Annotated in this window: 11 protein-coding genes and 2 pseudogenes; 7 read left to right on the top strand and 6 right to left on the bottom strand. The window is 40.4% G+C overall.

From position 1 onward, the window contains the following. Together AC33VI_RS11000 and AC33VI_RS11005 are read left to right on the top strand one after the other, a co-directional pair. The coding region (locus tag AC33VI_RS11000; protein ID WP_491782308.1) for an ABC transporter substrate-binding protein at window positions 1–1,103 on the top strand (1,103 nt) is incomplete at its 5' end. A gap of 326 nt (window positions 1,104–1,429) precedes the next feature. Next, window positions 1,430–2,998: a ferredoxin--nitrite reductase gene (locus AC33VI_RS11005; protein WP_491782309.1), complete on the top strand. Its 1,569-nt coding sequence runs from the start codon at window positions 1,430–1,432 to the stop codon at window positions 2,996–2,998. A 41-nt stretch (window positions 2,999–3,039) separates the two neighbouring features. On the opposite strand, the pseudogene AC33VI_RS11010 reads toward AC33VI_RS11005, so the two are convergent. Beyond that, window positions 3,040–3,195 (bottom strand): annotated as a pseudogene (locus AC33VI_RS11010) (hypothetical protein); the annotation flags it as partial. 305 nt (window positions 3,196–3,500) lie between these two features. Here AC33VI_RS11010 and lon point away from each other — a divergent pair. The 3 genes from lon to AC33VI_RS11025 all read left to right on the top strand — a co-directional run bounded on the left by lon (window position 3,501) and on the right by AC33VI_RS11025 (window position 7,209). Then, window positions 3,501–5,999 carry an endopeptidase La gene (gene lon, locus AC33VI_RS11015; protein ID WP_491782310.1) on the top strand — a complete coding sequence of 833 codons (2,499 nt, stop codon included), beginning with the start codon at window positions 3,501–3,503 and terminating at the stop codon, window positions 5,997–5,999. A 308-nt stretch (window positions 6,000–6,307) separates the two neighbouring features. Further along, window positions 6,308–6,853, top strand: a complete 546-nt coding sequence (locus AC33VI_RS11020; RefSeq protein ID WP_491782311.1) for a universal stress protein — start codon at window positions 6,308–6,310, stop codon at window positions 6,851–6,853. Between the two features lie 185 nt (window positions 6,854–7,038). Continuing rightward, a complete protein-coding gene (locus AC33VI_RS11025) occupies window positions 7,039–7,209 on the top strand; it encodes a hypothetical protein (protein WP_491782312.1) in 171 nt (56 codons plus the stop codon). A 12-nt stretch (window positions 7,210–7,221) separates the two neighbouring features. On the opposite strand, the pseudogene AC33VI_RS11030 reads toward AC33VI_RS11025, so the two are convergent. Further along, window positions 7,222–7,299 (bottom strand): annotated as a pseudogene (locus tag AC33VI_RS11030) (hypothetical protein); the annotation flags it as partial. Between the two features lie 243 nt (window positions 7,300–7,542). Here AC33VI_RS11030 and fmt point away from each other — a divergent pair. Next, window positions 7,543–8,544, top strand: coding sequence for a methionyl-tRNA formyltransferase (gene fmt, locus AC33VI_RS11035; protein WP_491782313.1), 1,002 nt, complete (start codon window positions 7,543–7,545; stop codon window positions 8,542–8,544). A 213-nt stretch (window positions 8,545–8,757) separates the two neighbouring features. On the opposite strand, the gene AC33VI_RS11040 is transcribed toward fmt, so the two are convergent. From AC33VI_RS11040 to AC33VI_RS11055, 4 genes are all read right to left on the bottom strand, one after another. Then, window positions 8,758–8,895 carry a photosystem II reaction center protein K gene (locus tag AC33VI_RS11040; RefSeq protein WP_491782314.1) on the bottom strand — a complete coding sequence of 46 codons (138 nt, stop codon included), beginning with the start codon at window positions 8,893–8,895 and terminating at the stop codon, window positions 8,758–8,760. A gap of 193 nt (window positions 8,896–9,088) precedes the next feature. Next, window positions 9,089–10,798: a bicarbonate transporter BicA gene (gene bicA / locus AC33VI_RS11045; RefSeq protein ID WP_491782315.1), complete on the bottom strand. Its 1,710-nt coding sequence runs from the start codon at window positions 10,796–10,798 to the stop codon at window positions 9,089–9,091. Between the two features lie 244 nt (window positions 10,799–11,042). Further along, entirely contained in the window at window positions 11,043–13,076 is a 2,034-nt protein-coding gene (bchD, locus tag AC33VI_RS11050; protein ID WP_491782316.1) for a magnesium chelatase ATPase subunit D, read from the bottom strand. 123 nt (window positions 13,077–13,199) lie between these two features. Beyond that, entirely contained in the window at window positions 13,200–13,655 is a 456-nt protein-coding gene (locus tag AC33VI_RS11055; RefSeq protein WP_491782317.1) for a hypothetical protein, read from the bottom strand. 202 nt (window positions 13,656–13,857) lie between these two features. Here AC33VI_RS11055 and AC33VI_RS11060 point away from each other — a divergent pair. Next, window positions 13,858–15,188 (top strand): Tex-like N-terminal domain-containing protein (locus AC33VI_RS11060; RefSeq protein ID WP_491782318.1); only part of this gene is annotated, 1,331 nt, incomplete at its 3' end.

Consider the following 15,188-nt stretch of genomic DNA (forward strand, 5'->3'; position numbering starts at 1 on the left):
ACGATCCCGAAGCTTTGATTTATCTCAACAACGCTCGTATTGGTGACAACAAAGCCTATACCATTGCCGTATCCGCACCTATTGGCACAGAAATGACCACCGCTCAAGAAATTCTTCGGGGTGTGGCTCAAGCTCAAGATGAGATTAACCAACAAGGGGGAATAAATGGTATACCTTTAAAAGTCGCGATCGCCAATGACAATAATAATCCCGAAACTGCCCAACAAATAGCTCAAAATTTAGTCCAAAATAAAAATATCTTAGGGGTAGTAGGACATTTCTCTAGTGGCGTAACCCTAGCAGCAGCACCCATTTATCAAGATAATGGCTTGGTAGCTATCTCTCCCACTAGCACTTCTGTTGCTATTTCTCAGTTAGGCAACAACATTTTTCGCACCGTGCCAAGCGATCGCTTTACCAGTAATGCTTTAGCCAAATACGCTTTAGAAAAACTCAACCAAACCAAAGCCGTAGTTGTCTACAATTCCCAAAGTGCCTACAGTAATTCCTTAAGAAACACCTTCACAACCGATTTAGTGAGTAATGGGGGAGAAGTCGCCCTGGAAGTAGATCTAGCTCAAAATAACTTCAATCCTGCGGAAATGCTGCAAAAAGCAGAACTAGAAAATGCGGAAGTATTAGTTTTTCTAAATGACTCTAAAACTATAGACAAAGCCTATCTCATGGTTCAACTCAATGATAATCAATTACCCTTGTTGGCAGGGGATAGCTTTTACAAACCCCAAACCCTCCAAATTGCAGGAGCAAAAGCTGTTGACATGGTTTTAGGCGTACCTTGGCATATCCTAGCTAGCAATAATTCCGATTTCCCTGATTCTTCTCGTCGCTTGTGGGGGGGAGATGTCAACTGGCGTACTGCGATGGCTTATGATGCAGTTAAAGCCATTATTATGGGCTTGCAAAACAACCCTAGTCGAGAAGGAATCCAGCAAACTCTATCCCAGTCTGGTTTTAGTTTTGTAGGTGCTTCGGGTACGGTGAAATTTCTCTCTTCGGGCGATCGCAATGCTCCCGTACAATTAGTTACAGTAAAACGGGGAAATCGTTCTTCTTATGGTTACGATTTTATTCCCATTGAATAATCGATCCCATCCATGAAGATTTTCGATTGACTTATGCAAAAAAAGAATTGCAATGATGCACGATGAGAATTTTTTTTGAGCATTTAGTATCAAGAGGCACAAAAAACGCAACATCTCTACACAATCATATAAATTAATAATATAGAGTTAACCTAGGTAACTAAAGAATTTAGTGACAATTTCCGATTTCACCTAAAGCAAGAGAGCTACCAGCCTCGAAGGTAGATTTCGTATTGTTTGTAAGTCTGTATTCCTGGCTACCCAAGTAACTTTGAATATTTTTCTATAAAAGAATAAACCTGTAAAATATCTCAAGGTCTAAATTTATGACTACTGACACCAATACCAAGATTAAGCTGAATAAAGTAGAGAAAGTAAAAGCAGCTAAAGATGGACTAGATGTTAAACACGAACTAGAGCATTTCGCCAAAATTGGCTGGGAAGCAGTAGATAAATCAGATTTAGAAACACGGCTTAAGTGGTTGGGTATATTTTATCGCCCCGTAACCCCTGGTGAATTCATGATTAGAATGCGCGTACCTAATGGGGTGGTTACCAGCGAACAAATGAGAGTCTTAGGGGGTGGAATCGAACGTTATGGAGAAAATGGTACGGCGGATATTACTACTCGCCAAAATATTCAATTGCGGGGAGTGCGTCTGGAGGATATTCCCGAATTGTTTAATCGATTCAAAGAAGTTGGCTTAACTAGTATTCAATCGGGAATGGATAACGTGCGTAACCTAACGGGTTCTCCTGTAGCGGGAATCGATCCAGACGAATTGATCGACACTCGCCAGATGAACCAAAAAGTACAAGACATGATTACCAATAGTGGCGAAGGTAATTATGCTTTTACCAATCTACCCCGCAAGTTCAATATTGCGATCGAAGGAGCAAGAGACAATTCGATCCACGCAGAGTTGAACGATTTAGCTTTTATTCCTGCATACAAAGATGAAGTGCTGGGCTTTAACGTTTTGGTAGGTGGCTATCTATCCGCCCAACGTTGTGCAGAATCTATTCCTATGGGAGTCTGGATACCAGCAGAAGATGAAGAAGTAGTCGAACTTTCTCGCGCTATTTTGACTGTATACACAGAAAATGGTGCATCTGAAGGGTTGAGAACTAGTCGTCCTAAAGCTCGTTTGATGTGGTTAATCGAAACTTGGGGTGTGGAAAAATTCCGCGCTGAAATTGAAAAAGAACTTGGTAAGCCTTTAGCAGATGCTGCGGAAACAGACGAAATTACCCAAGACAAAAAAGATCACTTGGGAGTACATCCCCAAAAGCAAGAAGGTTATAGTTATGTAGGCTTGCACGTTCCTATGGGGCGTTTAAATGCTGAATCTATGTTTGAACTGGCTAGATTGGCAGAAGTATACGGTAATGGAGAAATTCGTTTGACAGTAGAGCAAAATGCAATTATTCCTCACATTGCTAACGAAAATATTGATACTTTTCTCAGCGAGCCTTTATTAGAAAAATTCCAAATTACTCCTAGCACTTTAACCCGTTCGGTAATTTCTTGTACTGGTGCAAAGTACTGTAATTTTGCCCTAATCGAAACTAAAGAAAGGGCTTTAAAACTAGCTAGAGAACTAGACGAAGAACTGGACATTCCTCAGCGCGTCAGACTTCATTGGACTGGATGTCCTAACTCTTGCGGACAACCCCAAGCTGGCGATATTGGTTTAATGGGAACTAAGGTGCGTAAAGATGGTAAAGCCGTTGAAGGTGCAAAAATCTTTTCTGGCGGTAAAGTTGGTAAGGGTGCTGAACTGGGCAAGATGATTGATAAAGGAGTTGCTACAGAAGATCTAAAATCTACTCTACGTAATTTACTGATCGAAAAGTTTGATGCCAAACTCAAAGACGGTGTAGTCATTGAATAATATATGTCTGTAGCCAATCATTGACATACTTTACAAATAATTTATTTTAGTGCGCTGACATCCTCACCCCCGTCTGCTTCGCGCTTTCGAGGGTGATTCCCTAAAACAGAATTTACTTGACGTATTGCCAGAAATCTAGCTGCGCGGGAGCGTAAGATTAGTTTCTGTAATGATTGAGCTTTAGCTGTATCTCTTTCTCTACAAGACTTGGAAGGTTAGGGGGATCGCCCTAACTGGCGATCGCCAGAAAAAAATCAAGTAGAAGCAGGGTGGAAGCATGAAGAATTAATGAAACAGCACAGGAGAGTTATATCTCCAATACACCAAGGAAGAAGATATTTAGACTGAAGATTTCTTTATAGGAACATTAATTTCAGGCTACGTATGAAAATATTCTCACGAGATACTCAAGTTTATTGATTAATTTGAGTATGAGAAAGCTAACTAACTTAATGTTAAAAAGCATTTAGCTCGACAAACTCGATCGACACGAGGAGGTTTTATGACGTATGCCACTACTTTATTTTCCAATTTACACAATAAATTAGAGACTAGCTTGCTGCTTCCTTTAAATAATGTTGTTTTGTTACCAGGAACAACCCTACCAGTTGTGGCGGGAAAACCGCGATCGCTTGCCGTTGTTGAGTCGGCTGCATTAGCCGAAAAAAAACAGTTGATCGTGGCTACAATTCGTCCTGAAGTTTTACAAAGATTGGCTGAATTGGAAGCAGAACCAAAGACTACAAATTCTTCACCTTGGGAAATTGAAAACCTAAAAGATATTTACTCCATAGCAACCCTGGCAGTCGTTCACAAAATTATTCCTCTACCAATGGGTTTAGTTCAACTAATTGTCGAGGGTTTAGAGCGGGTTGAGATTGTCAAACTAGTGCAGACCGATCCTACTTACACTGTTAAATTTAAAAAATTACCCGTCCTGACCGTACAAGATGCTTGGGCAAAAGGAATAGACGAGCAAACCATTGAAGCTCTAACCCAGGCAATTAAGTCCTTGTGGGCAGAGGGAGCAGCGATTAACCCTCGATTTCCTGAAGAATTACTGGCAATCTTACTCAATACTCCCGATCCTGCTAAGTTAGCCTATCAAAGTTCCTTATTACTTCAACAAGATGTTGTTACCAGTCAGGCAATTTTAGAAGAAGAAAATTTAGAACAACTACTACGGCGCATATTGGCAGCTTTGCAAAAGGAACTTGAGGTACAAAAACTACGGGGAGAAATATTAGGGGAAACCAAAAAAGAAATCGACCAACAGCAGAAAGAGTTCTTTTTGCGCGAGCAACTTAAAAAAATTCAGGAAGAGTTAGGCGAGAGCGATCCCAACCGCCAAGAAGCTCATGAATTGCGATCGCGTTTGGCAGCAGTCAAGCTTCCAGAAGTCGTAGCCAAACAAGCAAAACGAGAACTCGATCGCTTGGAAAGAGTTACCAGTGCTTCGGCAGAAGGTGGGGTAATTCGCACTTATCTAGACTGGCTTTTGGAAATGCCTTGGCATCAACAAGTTGAAGATAATCTCGATCTCAATAACGCCAGAATTATTCTGGATGAAGATCACTATGGTTTAGATAAAGCCAAAGAAAGAATTATCGAACACCTGGCTACTTTTAAACTCAAAAAACTGGCACAGCAACAGCAACCGTTGGATACTAATATTACTCAGTCCTATACTGTAGGTACGGTAATTTGCTTTGCAGGACCGCCTGGAGTCGGTAAAACCAGTCTCGGTCGATCGATCGCCCGTACCTTGGGCAGACCCTTCGAGCGGATTAGTTTGGGCGGTTTGCGGGATGAAGCCGAACTGCGGGGTCATCGTCGTACTTATATCGGTGCGATGCCTGGTCGGATCGTTCAAGCTTTACATCGAGCGGGCGTTAAAAACCCCGTAATTATGCTCGATGAATTGGACAAGGTGGGTATGGACTATCGTGGCGATCCTGCCTCGGTATTGCTGGAAATTCTCGACCCGCAACAAAACCATAGTTTCCGCGATCTCTATTTAGACTTAGATTTTGATTTATCTCAGGTACTATTTATCGGTACTGCTAACGATCTCTCTCATGTTCCCGCACCCTTGTTAGATCGTTTAGAAATCATCGAACTATCGGGTTATTCACCCCAGGAAAAAACCAACATTGCCCTCAAATATTTGCTACCGCGACAGATTGATAAGGCAGGACTACCAAATGATGCAGTGCAGCTGACCGAATCAGCGATCGAGCTAATTGTTGAATACTATACTCACGAGGCAGGAGTTAGGAAACTCGAACAGCAAATTGGCACTATTTGTCGTAAAATAGCGGTACGCCATGCTGGAGGAGAAACCGAACCTCAAACTATTCAACCCGAACAGTTAGCAGAAATGCTGGGGGCAAAACAATTTTTGAGAGAAGAAATACGACCCGATAGCAAACCTGGGGTAGCAACTGGGCTTGCCTGGACGCTTCAGGGAGGAGAAATCCTGTTTGTTGAAGCGGTGCTGTTGCCTCAAGGAAAAGACCTAACCCTGACAGGTCAACTGGGAGAAGTGATGCAAGAGTCGGCAGAGATTGCTCGTTCTTATGTCTGGTCGCAAGCAGAATCATTAGGCATAGATCTAAATGTCTTCAAAAACAATGGCTTGCACATTCATGTCCCCGCTGGCTCAATTCCCAAAGACGGTCCTTCTGCGGGAGTAACTATGGTTACGGCGATCGCTTCTTTATTGATGAATCGTTCGGTGCGTAACGATACTGCCATGACGGGAGAAATCAATCTCAGCGGAGAAGTTCTACCCATCGGTGGAGTACGAGAAAAGGTTTTAGCTGCCCATCGTATAGGGATTAAACGAGTTCTATTACCTCGTCACAACGAAAAAGACCTCGTTGATGTTCCCGCAGATATAAGAGAACAAATTGAGTTTATCTTTTGCGATCGCATCGAGCTAGTGTTGAATAATGCTTTGCAAGGAAAAACACTAAATGATTTTGCCCTACAGTCATAAAAGAGGTATGAGTTGAAGCTGAATTAGCACGGTAACACGAGTCTATTGTCACTAATAAGCCATAAAAACAAGATAGAAATGAGGTGAACTCAAAGAGAAATTTACCTGATTCTTGCAGTTTGCAGGCAAACAATCACTAGTCAATAACTATCCTCACAAGTTCCTCAAACTATTAGCCTACAAAAAAAATATCAACCTTATCGTTGCCATGAAAGGAATCAAAGAGGAGTAGATAACCAGAGATCCTGACCTCTGATTTATAATTCCTAAGTTTAATCAACAACCAACCATTAGTGAGGAAAAGAAAAATGTACGATAAAATTCTCGTTGCGATCGATCGCTCTGAAATTAGCAAACAAGTATTTTTAAAAGCTTTATCCGTAGCCAAAGCTGATGGTGCAACCTTAATCCTATTACATGTTTTATCAGTCGAAGAATCCACTAGTCCTTATCTTTCTGAATATATATCGGGAAAAAATCGCTGTATTCACGTACCATCTAAAATAATGCATCAAGCAAATGAAGCTTATCAGCAAGAATGGATGGAATTCGAGCGCAAAGGCTTAGAAATGCTGCGTTCCTATAGCAGACAAGCCATCTCCGCCAGAGTAAAAACCGAATTTACTCAGATAACTGGTCATCCAAGCTCGACAATTTGCGAATTTGCTCGTTCGTGTAGTGCGGATTTGATCGCTATCGGTAGACGCGGACGTTCGGGGTTACAGGAGATGCTGCTTGGTAGCGTTAGTAACTATGTGGTTCATCATGCGCCCTGCTCGATCTTGTTAGTCCAAAATCCGATCTTACAAGAATCAACTTCAGCAAATGAGGTTGGCAATGTGGTTTATATCTAGTCTGTAAATTTCAGGAATAAACGGGGTCTTGCACACTTTTGGTGAACCAAGAATCAGGCGATCGCTAAAACTATTTTCGATACTATTCATACAACAAATTAGGAATTACTAGAAGAAAAGTATTTCGCTTTCTTAAATCTGCCACTTTTCCCGAACGAAAGGGACGAAGCGATCGCGGAAAGAGTTTGCTTGCTCCCTATAATAAGTATCTTCTTGAGCGATGGAATGAAGGTTGCCATAATGGAACTAAACTGTGGCAAGAAATCCAAGAACAGGGTTATCAAGGTAGTTATGCTACAGTAGCTGCTTATATTCGTCGTCTGCGTGATGCTCAACAATTACAAAAGTGTGCATGACCCCGTTTATTCCTAAAATTTACAGGCTTCAATCTCTGCATCCATGTCGCTTAATATTTGGGCGATCGCTTTTTGTTCGGGTAAAGGAGGAAGAGGAACATCGAAAAAATTTTGATGTCAAATTGCGATGCACGAAAATCTAAAAATCTTGAATTTGGCGCTCGCCTGATAAGACCAATTAAACTTGACATTCAAGACAATCGCTTTAGGATAACTTGTCACCAGTAGGAATTAAATAACAGTAGGAATTAAATAACATTCTTGACTGTTAAGTAAGCTAGTATATAAAGTTGTTTTTTAGATAGTTTGCCATACAGCTAACCACAACAATCTATGAAAATTGTTTTCTTTGGGACTCCTCAATTTGCCGTTACCACTTTAAACAAACTAATCGAACATCCTGATATTGAAGTCGTAGCTGTGGTTACCCAACCAGACAAAATTAGAGGTAGAGGTAATAAAGTTTTACCATCAGCAGTTAAAAAAGTTGCTTTGGAACATCATTTACCTATTTGGCAACCGCCAAGAATTAAAAAAGATCGGGAAACTTTAGACAAGCTCAAAGCAACGGAAGCAGATGCTTTTGTCCTAGTAGCTTACGGGCAAATTTTATCTACAGAAATTCTCTCAATGCCTAAATTGGGTTGTATTAATGTGCATGGTTCGTTGTTGCCCGAATATCGCGGTGCTGCCCCAATTCAGTGGAGTATAGTTAATGGCGATCGCATTACGGGAATCACAACCATGCTGATGGATAAGGGTATGGATACGGGGGATATGTTGCTCAAGGCAGAAACAGAAATTAAGCTTTTAGATAATGCGATCGATCTGGCTATTACTCTTGCCAATCTGGGAGCGGATTTATTAATAGAAACTCTATTTAAACTAGAGAAACAAGAAATTAGCCCCATTCGCCAAATAGAAGAGCGAGCTACTTATGCTCGTTTGATTGATAAAGCTGATTTTGCCCTTAATTGGTCGCAGTCTGCCCTAGAAATACACAATCAAATTCGAGGTTTTTTCCCTAATTGCTTTGCCAAATTAGAAGATAAGAAGTTAAAAGTTCTTGCCACAGTACCAGTTACCAAAACTACAATCGCCGAGTTGCCAAAAGAATATAAAATTCTCCAAGATCGATATGCCGAACTATCCCAATTCCAGGGCGAACCAGGAGAAATAGTCAAAAATATCAAACAATTAGGTGCTTTAGTGCAAACAAGTTCGGGCTTTTTATTATTAGATCGAGTTCAACTTGCAGGAAAACGAGTTCAATCTGGTTGGGATTTTGTTAATGGAATGCGAATTGTCCCTGGAACAAAATTGCAAAATGGCTAATTGGATTTACTGCGCTTTTCACATGGGTAGACCACATAATTAAACTTTAAAAACTAAGAACTAAAAACTAAAAACTACGAACTAGTAAATTTTACCAGAGAGCTATTCAACTGAAAACGGCTGTAATATAATCATAATTTCTTTAATTTGCTCAAATAAAAAGCAGCCATCTTATCTTTGGCTGCTTAACTATTAAAACAATAATAGATAAATCTACTTAAATCCAACCGCTGCCTGCCAAACAAATGCCAAAGCCAGGAAAAACACGGGGATAATGGGCAGAACATCAACCAAAGGCTTAAACATGGAGTAAGCTTCTGGTAAGTCTGCGAGAATCATTGCAGCTTCCATATATTTGTATACCTTCCTACTATTTTCTTAAAATATAGTATGAATACTATCATAATTTGACTGCGAGATTTCCAGGAATTAATCTCTAATATTGACCAGAGATATTTTGAGAATTGTTAAGTACAACGATCACACTTTAATTAATTCTACGGAATTTTAAAATAAGCTCCCTGATTCAAGTTAGCTTTGAAAATCAACCAATTGCTTGAGGACGAATAGTATCGTTGATATCTGTATCAGCGTTTAATTCAACGAAGTTGTTGTCAACGTGACTCACAGCTTCTCTCAAAGCATTAGTGCGATCGGAAATAATGTTTTGAGGAGGAACTTTATCCATCACGCCCAATTTTCTCAAGCGTTTTTCTGCTTGCCCGCTCACACCTACTAAATATACTTGGCGATCTTTTTCGATTGCTTCATCTATGGCGTTTTCTAAAGCTAGAGAGGAAGTTACGCCTAAAATTGGTACTTCCGAAAGGTCTAGTACTAATGCTTTATAATCATTGATTAGATTGTGTTCGCGAGAGATTGCTTTCGCTACGCCAAAAATCATTGGTCCGCTTAAATAGAACAAGAGTACGCGACCATTGGCTTTTTCCAAGAGGGTTTTTTCTTCTGGATTTAACTTAATTTCTTCATCATCATAAGTAACCGCTTTAACTTTATCGGCACGATGATTCGAAAGGCGTTCGATAGTTAAAATGTTTGCCACAAATACACCCACACCAACAGCTACAATCAAGTCAACAAATACTGTTAAACCGATTACTCCATACATAATAATTGCCGCTTTGGGAGATATTTTGTGGGCGCGCTTGAGAAATCCCCAATCAACAATATTAATCCCTACTTTAAAAGCAATACCCGCCAAAACAGCAGTGGGAATCCCTGTTAAGTATTGGCTTAAACCTAAAACTACCACTAATAAAACTAAAGCACGAGTCAAACCAGATAGTGCAGAACGACCGCCAGCTTGGATATTTACTACTGTACCCATAGTTGCACCAGCACCAGGCAAACCGCCAAACAAACCAGATACTAAATTACCAATACCTTGACCGATTAATTCTTTGTTGGAGTTATGTTCGGTACGGGTTAAACTATCGGCTACCAAAGAAGTTAGTAAAGCATCAATGCAGCCCAACATTCCCAAAACCAAACCATCAACAATCATGGTTCTAATTTGGCTTGGAGTAAAAGTAGGTAACTGTAAACTAGGCAAACCCACAGAAATTTGACCAATAGTACGAATTTCTGCATTACCTAAAAGGAAGGTAGTAATCAGTGTCCCAACAATCAAAGCTAATAATTGAGGGGGAAAATTCTTTTTGATTTTTTTCGGGCAAAGAAACAAGATTGCCACGGTCAAAAGAGCTAGTAATGTTTCTAAGGGATTGATACTAGCCAACAGTTGAGGCAAATTCTGAATCGTTCCAATTACCCCACCTTTAGGACTATCTTGTCCGAGAAATGGTGCTGTTTGCAAGATAATTAAAATTACCCCAATGCCAGACATAAAACCTGAGATGACTGTGTAAGGCATTAAGGTAACGTATTTACCGAGTTTTAAAATCCCAAAAATAATTTGGAAAACACCTGCTAACATGACAACTGTAAATGCCATTGCCAAACCTTGTTCGGGGTTAGCAGCAGTCAAACTGGCAATAACTGCCGTCATTACCACCGTCATTGGACCTGTTGGTTCGGAAATTAGAGTGGGCGTACCGCCAAATAAAGCAGCAAAAAAGCCAATTAAAATAGCTCCCCACAGACCAGCAGAAGCTCCTGCACCAGAAGCCACCCCGAAAGTCAAAGCCATTGGAAGGGCGATAACTGCAGCAGTAACACCGCCGAAGATATCGCCTTTTACGTTTCTAAAATGTATTTTGTTGGTTATACCCATTGTGTTTTTATTATGGTGTTGGATTTTCTATAGACTCGAAACTATGGTTGTTTTTTAGTTAATAGTAAAAAACCTATATTATATTAAGAATAATACCAATATATGAATAAAAATCCAAGAGTATTAAGATTAATTGTTCAAAAATAAAACTTAAGAAAAATCAATAATTTAGTTATTAAAATTATCAACATAAATTGATTTAAGTAGTTCTTAGAGCAGGAATTGCCCGCTCTAATATTTAAAACTACATTGTTGAAATTGCACCTTTAGCCATATCTGCGATCGCGCGATCATTAGCCTTGGGTAAATGATAGTAAGTTCCCCCTGCTTGCTTGGCTAGTTCTTTGGCGAAACCTGTAGAAACAAAACGACTTTCCGTATCGATTACAAGTAACTTCATTCCTGTTGCTCTAACTTTACCTGCAATATCGAGTAATTCCTCTTTGATGTTGGGTTTTTCTGCTCCTTCTTCGGGTACTTCTCCCAGAGAACGAGATAAAGGTATATTTCCTCTACCATCGGTAATGGCTACAATTACCACCTGTCCGATATCCCCAGACATTTGAGCGTTAATACCCACATTTACTGCCTGAGTTAAGCCATGGGATAGGGGAGAGCCACCACCACAGGGGAGGGTTTCTAGTCTGCTTTTTGCCATCGTAATCGATCGCGTGGGAGGTAATAGTACATCGGCTCTTTCGCCTCTAAAGGGAATCAAGGCAATTTGGTCGCGATTTTCATAGGCTTCAGTCAACAGACGCATCACCGCACCTTTTGCCGACTGCATTCTATTTAACGCCATCGAACCAGAAGCATCGACTACAAAAACAATTAAAGAACCTGCTTTACGCGCCATGCGTTTGGAACGAAGATCGCTTTGTTCGACAATTACATTTTTGCCTGGGTTGCGCTCTCTTCTGGCTTTTTGATAGGGTGCAGCATTGCGCAAAGTAGCATCCACTGCAATTCTTTTGACTTTGCCCTTGGGAATCATCGGTTTGATATATCTACCGCGATCTTCCGAGAAAATTAGACTCCGCGCTCCAGATTTACCTTGACGCTGCATGGTTTGGGCGAAAGTTAAAACTTCAGGATCTAAGACTACCCCTTCAATATCAAAGACAAATTCATCAGGAATCGCAGGAGGCTCTTGTTCTTGTTCCTCTTGGTCTTCTTCATCTTCTGGTTCGTCTTCGTCCTTATCTGGTTCTTGTTCGTCGTCGGGCTGTTGTTCTTGCTGTGGCGGTGGTGGGGGTGGTTGAGGTGCGTCTTCGGGGGGAGTTTCGATAGTAGTAGCGCGAGGAATAATGACTAACTCAACCGCTTTGCGCAAATCATCGGCGGTTACTTTATCTCTACCATCCAAAGCAGCACAAGCTTTAGCAACTCTAACCGCAAATAATTCTGCACGATGTCCTTCTACCGTACCTCTGACTGCTTCTTGGACGAGATAGAGAATTTGGTCGTGACTGATTTTAACTTCCTTAAGCCATTCCCGTGCCAAAATAATATCGGTTTTCAGGCTATCAATATCGGTTTCGTAGTTCTCGATAAAATCTTGAGGGGAGTTAGTAAAGTCGATTACTTGATTGACTGCTTCAACTCTTTGTTCGAGGGATAGTACTCCATCAGCAGAAAGAGCGATCGCAATGCGATCTAAAAGATGCTCTCGCAAAACTCCTTCTTCGGGGTTATAGGTAGCAATTAAGATTGGTTTGCAAGGATGTTGGAAACTAATTCCTTCCCGTTCGATGACATTTCTACCGTCGGTTAGAACAGTTAACAATTGATTGGCAATTTGGTCGTCTAAAAGATTAATTTCATCTATGTATAAGACTCCTCGATGAGCTTGAGCCAGCAATCCTGGTTGAAATACGGGTTCTCCCCGCTTAACCGACTCTTCTACATCTACCGAACCTAATAATCGGTCCTCAGTAACTCCTAATGGTATCTGAACGAATGGTGCTGGAATAATTTGGGTGGGTATTTCTTCTCTGGGAGTATTGCCATATTTAGCAATAGTATCGTCATCCCATTCTTGTGGTTTGTCAGGATCGCAGTTATAGATAGAATCCTGAATAATTTCGATTGGAGGTAAAAGATTGTAAATCGCTCTCGCCATAACCGATTTAGCAGTTCCGCGACGACCAGCGATCGCCACTCCTCCTAGTTCGGGATCGATAGCAGACAGTAATAATGCTAACTTGATTGCCTCTTGTCCGACAACGGCAGTTAGGGGAAAGTTGATGTTTTTGGGTGCAGTAGATACGGCAGGCATGGCGATCGCTTTACAGATTCCTTTTGGATAATTTTCGCCTAGACGTTTCTGTCTAAGCAGAAAATTCTCTTACAAGTTCATAGAATACCATTATTGAAGAGCAAAGATAGACTGACTTCTAGCTCACAAAAGTTGAATGTTTCTTACTTTACGGATAGTTTGAGGTAAAACTCCTACTAGTAGAGCAAAAGCTTCATCGGGGAGACTGGCTACAGTTTCTAAATCGAACCAGTGTTCAAATTGATTTAAGATTACCTGAGCTCTTTCTGTCGCCTCTGGATTGTCAATAATTTGTTTGGTCAATCTGACCCATTGTCGGCGCATTTTATATGCTTGTCTGCGCTCTTGAGAGTTTTGAGGAGAAACTAAAGATATAGTACCAACGGGAATAATATCAATTGTATCCAGATCGAAGTTACCCCCAACTATAGCTCCAGGACCAATAAATTCTGCATGATATTTTTTATATAAAATCAAACCATTTTTACGACGAGGATTGACGATCGATAATTCTCGTTTTTTTAATCCCGATAGAAGCCGATCTATTTGGATTTTGTCGTCTTGATTTTTCTCTTTCACCCTTTAGATACCATCGCTCAAGCCTAAAACTCTAGCAAATAATTTTAAACTTAGCATCATAATCATCAAAGTCACACTAAGATTCGTAGAGTTTGTCAAAAAAACATAAAAATGACAATTTTGTTGATTTGTTAACCAGTTTTATTCCCGAACTTTTAACTGCTAATTTTATTATTATTGTCGATCGCTTATTATTGATTAGATGACTGATATTTCTCAGCTGATAGCTCAAGAGTTTTCCTTACCATTACGTAATATCAATAATGCTCTCAATCTTTGGCAAGATGGGGGAACAGTACCTTTTATCGCTCGTTATCGTAAAGAGCAAACAGGCTCTCTAGATGAAGTACAGTTGCGGGATATCTTCGATCGCTTTACTTATTTAGAAGAGCTAGCCAAGCGCAAAGAAAAGATCTTGAGTGAAATTGAAGCTCAAGGTAAGTTAACGGCAGAATTAAGCGCGAAAATTGTTAATTGTCTTAATAAAACCGAATTAGAAGATTTATATCTACCTTATAAACCCAAAAGACGCACCAGAGCGACTATTGCTAGGGAAAAGGGGTTAGAATCTTTGGCAATGTGGATCGAGTCTAATAATCAACCTCAAGTGTCTCAGATTGATTTAATTCCAGAAGCAAGTAAGTATCTCGATAGAGAAGCAGGAGTCGAAACAGTAGAAGATGCTTTGGCTGGTGCAGCAGACATCTTAGCGGAGCAAGTGGGAGATAATGCCGAGATTAGAGCCTATTTACGGGAATATTTCTTTAAAAAAGGTGTATTTGTCTCTCAAGTGAAAAAAGAACATCCCGAAGGAAGCACTAAATACGAAATGTATCGGGATTATAGTTATGGGGTGAATAAAATTCCCCCTCACAATCTTTTGGCTTTATATCGTGGGGAAAGTGAAGGAATTCTGACGCTAGATATTGCTTTTGAAGAGTCGGAAGTAATGGTTTATTTAGAAGCCAAAGTGATTAATACCAAAGCCAATGCTCTGCAAAACTTTTATCGAGAAATGCTGCAAGATGGCTTTAACCGCTTGTTGAAACCATCTTTAATTAGGGAAGTGAGGAGCGATCGCAAAAACTATGCCGATCTCGAATCCATACAAACTTTTGAAGCCAATTTACGCAACCTTTTGTTAGCCTCTCCTGCGGGAAGAAAACCAACTCTGGCGATCGATCCTGGTTTTCGTACTGGTTGTAAAGCGGTGGTACTTTCAGATACGGGAAAATATTTAAAATATCAAGCAATTTTTCCCCATTCGGGAGCAGACAAACGAACCCAAGCCGCAGCAATAGTTAAAGATTTGATTGGTAAATATAAAATTGAATTAATTGCGATCGGTAATGGTACGGCTTCGCGGGAAACCGATCGCTTTATTGCCGAGCTTTTACCAGAGATAGAACAAAAACCAATTAAAGTCATTGTTAATGAATCGGGAGCATCTATTTATTCTGCCAGCGATGTGGCTAGAGAAGAATTTCCCGATTTAGATATTACGGTGCGGGGCGCAATTAGCATTGGTAGAAG

This window comes from Waterburya sp., from assembly GCF_058530065.1.

Excerpts from the sequence above, each read along its gene's own strand:
- AC33VI_RS11005 (WP_491782309.1), top strand. The coding sequence starts at position 1,430 with ATGACTACTGACACCAATACCAAGATTAAGCTGAATAAAGTAGAGAAA.
- AC33VI_RS11020 (WP_491782311.1), top strand. The coding sequence starts at position 6,308 with ATGTACGATAAAATTCTCGTTGCGATCGATCGCTCTGAAATTAGCAAA.
- AC33VI_RS11040 (WP_491782314.1), bottom strand. The coding sequence starts at position 8,895 with ATGGAAGCTGCAATGATTCTCGCAGACTTACCAGAAGCTTACTCCATG.
- bicA (WP_491782315.1), bottom strand. The coding sequence starts at position 10,798 with ATGGGTATAACCAACAAAATACATTTTAGAAACGTAAAAGGCGATATC.
- fmt (WP_491782313.1), top strand. The coding sequence starts at position 7,543 with ATGAAAATTGTTTTCTTTGGGACTCCTCAATTTGCCGTTACCACTTTA.
- lon (WP_491782310.1), top strand. The coding sequence starts at position 3,501 with ATGACGTATGCCACTACTTTATTTTCCAATTTACACAATAAATTAGAG.
- bchD (WP_491782316.1), bottom strand. The coding sequence starts at position 13,076 with ATGCCTGCCGTATCTACTGCACCCAAAAACATCAACTTTCCCCTAACT.